Source organism: Anaerobiospirillum succiniciproducens DSM 6400 (genome assembly GCF_000482845.1).
Classification (GTDB): Bacteria; Pseudomonadota; Gammaproteobacteria; order Enterobacterales; family Succinivibrionaceae; genus Anaerobiospirillum; species Anaerobiospirillum succiniciproducens.
Genome location: NZ_AXWV01000124.1, coordinates 1 through 3,367, shown reverse-complemented (window position 1 = coordinate 3,367; position 3,367 = coordinate 1). Strand labels below are relative to the sequence as shown.

Annotated in this window: 3 protein-coding genes; all 3 read right to left on the bottom strand. The window is 43.3% G+C overall.

The features are described 5' to 3' along the window. Positions 1-463 precede the first annotated feature (463 nt). On the bottom strand, positions 464-1,420 hold the full coding sequence (locus H524_RS0111745; RefSeq protein WP_027940328.1) for a YaaW family protein: 957 nt from the start codon (positions 1,418-1,420) through the stop codon (positions 464-466). 278 nt (positions 1,421-1,698) lie between these two features. Continuing rightward, positions 1,699-2,691, bottom strand: coding sequence for a class II fructose-bisphosphatase (gene glpX, locus H524_RS0111740; protein ID WP_027940327.1), 993 nt, complete (start codon positions 2,689-2,691; stop codon positions 1,699-1,701). A gap of 598 nt (positions 2,692-3,289) precedes the next feature. Beyond that, a partial coding sequence (locus H524_RS17125; protein WP_211232162.1) for an EF-Tu C-terminal domain-related protein occupies positions 3,290-3,367 on the bottom strand: 78 nt, incomplete at its 5' end.

Below are 3,367 nucleotides of genomic sequence, written 5' to 3'. Positions count from 1 at the left end.
TTCATACTGTCACTGTGCAGGAAAAAAAACATTGCCCACAACACCTACATTAGTCAGTTTTTTAGACTATTAAAATATGACAAAAGATCGCCGAAAAATCCCATAAATATCAGTATCTAGTTTGCTAACAGCATCAATGAGATCATAAGCTCACATCCATAACACAAATACATTTACACTAAGCGCTATAAGCTTTCTTGTGAAACAAAATGAGAAACGACATACACGTTTTCGGCTTGTTTTTGCATGCTCAGAGGGGTGATGGTCAGAAGCTTGTAGGGATATCTTGATTGACTAGCCAAAGATGGTATTGATTAGTTGACTGACGGGGATATGGATTAATCAACAGAATGGTTTTATTGATTAATTGATGGGAGCAATTAACAGTACTTGTATTGCGATCTTAAGAGTCAGCAAGCATCTAAATTAGCTTGCTGATCCATACTTTCATATTTACAGATGATTAATTGCGCTCTTCTTTTGAAGAGTCTGGGTCTTCGTTTGTAGTGCTAGAGTCAGCCGCTGTATCGTTAGCCTCTGCGCTCTTGTCCTTAGATACTGCCTCATCTTCATGGGCGTTATGAGCGAGCAGGTTAACTGAGCTCTTAGTTAACAGAGCGTTTGACTGGCGAAGACGCATTGAGGCAATTTGGGTGACGCAAGGTACTGTCACTTTATATGAAGGACCGCCGATCTCTAAAAGAGATAAGAGCACACGTTTGACTACGTCAAGACCAGAACTAATAGCATGAGCAAGCTCATAAGCAGCACGACTAACGCTGTCAGTAGCATTAACAATACTATTTTGAGCAACGCCAGCTAAACTTGAGAAGATGGTGGACAATGCCTCGGATAGCATCAGCAGCGAATTTGTTGATAGTAATCTGTAATCGCCTTGCTGCACTGCTTTGAGCACAAGCTCTCGAGATTGAGGTACTGCTAGAGCAGTATTACTCTTTGAGATCTCATCTTTACTATCTTCTGTATTGATGCTCGCCTTTGCCTCTTGCTCGCTTAAAGAGTTAATGAGGAGATCACGCTCTTTATCCCCAAGATCATCATAGATTTTCTTGGTCATAGACATCAAAATACAACGCTCTATAACAGGCACTGAGTCGTCTTTGTCGTAGCTTACGTTGAGATGATCAGCTACATCACATACTACTGTTCTGTAATCAGGCCCTTTACCGCCTCTGAGCAGATTAGCTACTGCATGGCCACCGCAGGTGCGCAATTGCGCACTAATAAGATGGGTATAGTGCCGGTGATTTGGATAGTGGCGCATAAAGAGCTGCTCTTTTTCAATGCTCTTAAGATCGTCACTTGCCTTCATCAGCCTAATAATGACATCGAGCTCCTCTTGTAGTGCTGCTTGCAAGACAGGGTCAAGATCAACATCAAAGGTATATTTGTCGAGCATAAGGACATCTCCAAAACACAACTATTGTTATTGTATTACTAAAGACATAGTTATAAGTAAGGAATTGATGTTAGCAAAGATACAGACTCTGATCCGCCTTCAATGATGATCTAAGCCATTGTAAAACATATGCTTTTCCCAAAAACAAAAAACCTGCATCAGCAATCAACTGAGGCAGGTTTTTAAAATGGGAAAGTTAGCCTTCCCACATTAGCGCTTTTGTGAAAAACCCATCAAACGCCTTATTTTTTGGGTCAACAGTAAATTACCATCAGCAATTAGTAGCGAACTGAGCTCATGGTAGCTAACTTCTTACGGTTATGCCATGCCTGGATATAACGAGTGGTTCCAGTACGGCCACGGGTTGCCATAGAAGAAGTAATAGCGTACTCACCACGGTAAGCAACACCGTCTAAGAGCTCGCCTTCAGTAATGCCGGTTGCAGCAAAGTAGCTCTCATTTGAGGTAATGAGGTCATCTATGCTACGAATGGTATCAATGGAAATGCCGTCTGCTTCGATATTCTTACGCTCTTCGTCAGATAGAGGGTTTAAACGAGTTAACATCTGAGCGCCAGTACCCTTTAAGGCACAAGCAGTGATTACAGCCTCAGGAGTACCACCAATGCCCATTAAAACGTCCATCTGATGGCGTGGATCTGCAGCCATTAAAGCACCTGCTACATCACCATCGGTGTATAAGTGAATACGAGCGCCAGCAATACGGATATCGTTGATTAACCCTACGTGACGTGGCTTATCTAATACGAAGATGTTAAGCTCAGAAACTGGCTTGCCTAAAGCAAAAGCAATCTTCTTTAAGTTATCAGCAACAGGAGCGTCTAAGTCAATTACATTAGCAGCTTCTTTACCTACTACTAACTTCTTGCAATAGTAAGAACGACCTGGATTGAACATGCCGCCCTTTGGAGTACAGCCAATAACCGCAAGACCATTTGGTCGACCATAGGCAACAGCATTAGTACCCTCAACTGGGTCAACAGCGATATCAATCTCAGGGCCGTCACCAAAGCCAACCGCCTCACCGTTGTAAAGCATTGGAGCGTGATCTTTTTCACCTTCACCGATAATCACAGTACCGCGAATATGTACTGACTGGAAAGCGATACGCATGGCGCTAACTGCAGCACCATCAGCTTCTTCTTTCTCACCACGACCTACTAAACGGGCTGCTGCAAGTGCACCTGCCTCTGTTACACGAACTAACTCTAAAGCCAGATTTCTATCAGTTAAATGCTGCTCAACAGACATAGCACACCTCTTAATCTCATAGACCACACCAAGTAATTGTGTCTAAGCACTACTAAGTTGGCTTAAGCATACAAACTAGGTATGTACAACAACAGCTAGGCAAACAAAAACAAAGGTCAGCTGCATCTTACGCCATATATTAGCGACGGAGTGCATTCTAGCACAAACAAACATACCTACCTTATCTCAAGGCTAGGGCACAGCTCACAAATCTTTAAGCAAAAGTGCAAATATATCCGTATTTTCATCAAAGCGGCTTAGCCTGCTAGAAAAACGTGCTGTCAAACGCTGTGAAATCAATAAACGAGTTGAGTTGAGACGGTAGGATACTCGACCGGACGAGACGAGACGAGACGAGACGAAGAGAGCATGGCGCAATAAAATACGTATGATTGCGTTGGGGTGAAATTAGACGTGATTATTGGTTGAGGTATGGGTCGCAAAGCTTAAACGTGATATTCGCTAGGCACGTGATATTGGCGGGTATGCGATGATTAGGCATAAAGATGAGGGCATAAAAAAGACCGCAGAATCTTGCGACTCTGCGGCCTCTTTAGCTATCAACTAATGTTGATAACTGCGTTTAACTCATCAACGATTACTCGAGGATGGTTGAAACAACGCCTGCACCTACGGTACGGCCACCCTCACGGATAGCGAAGCGCTCACCAGCAGC

Coding starts and splice junctions, on each gene's coding strand:
- glpX (WP_027940327.1), bottom strand. CDS start 2,691: ATGTCTGTTGAGCAGCATTTAACTGATAGAAATCTGGCTTTAGAGTTA.
- H524_RS0111745 (WP_027940328.1), bottom strand. CDS start 1,420: ATGCTCGACAAATATACCTTTGATGTTGATCTTGACCCTGTCTTGCAA.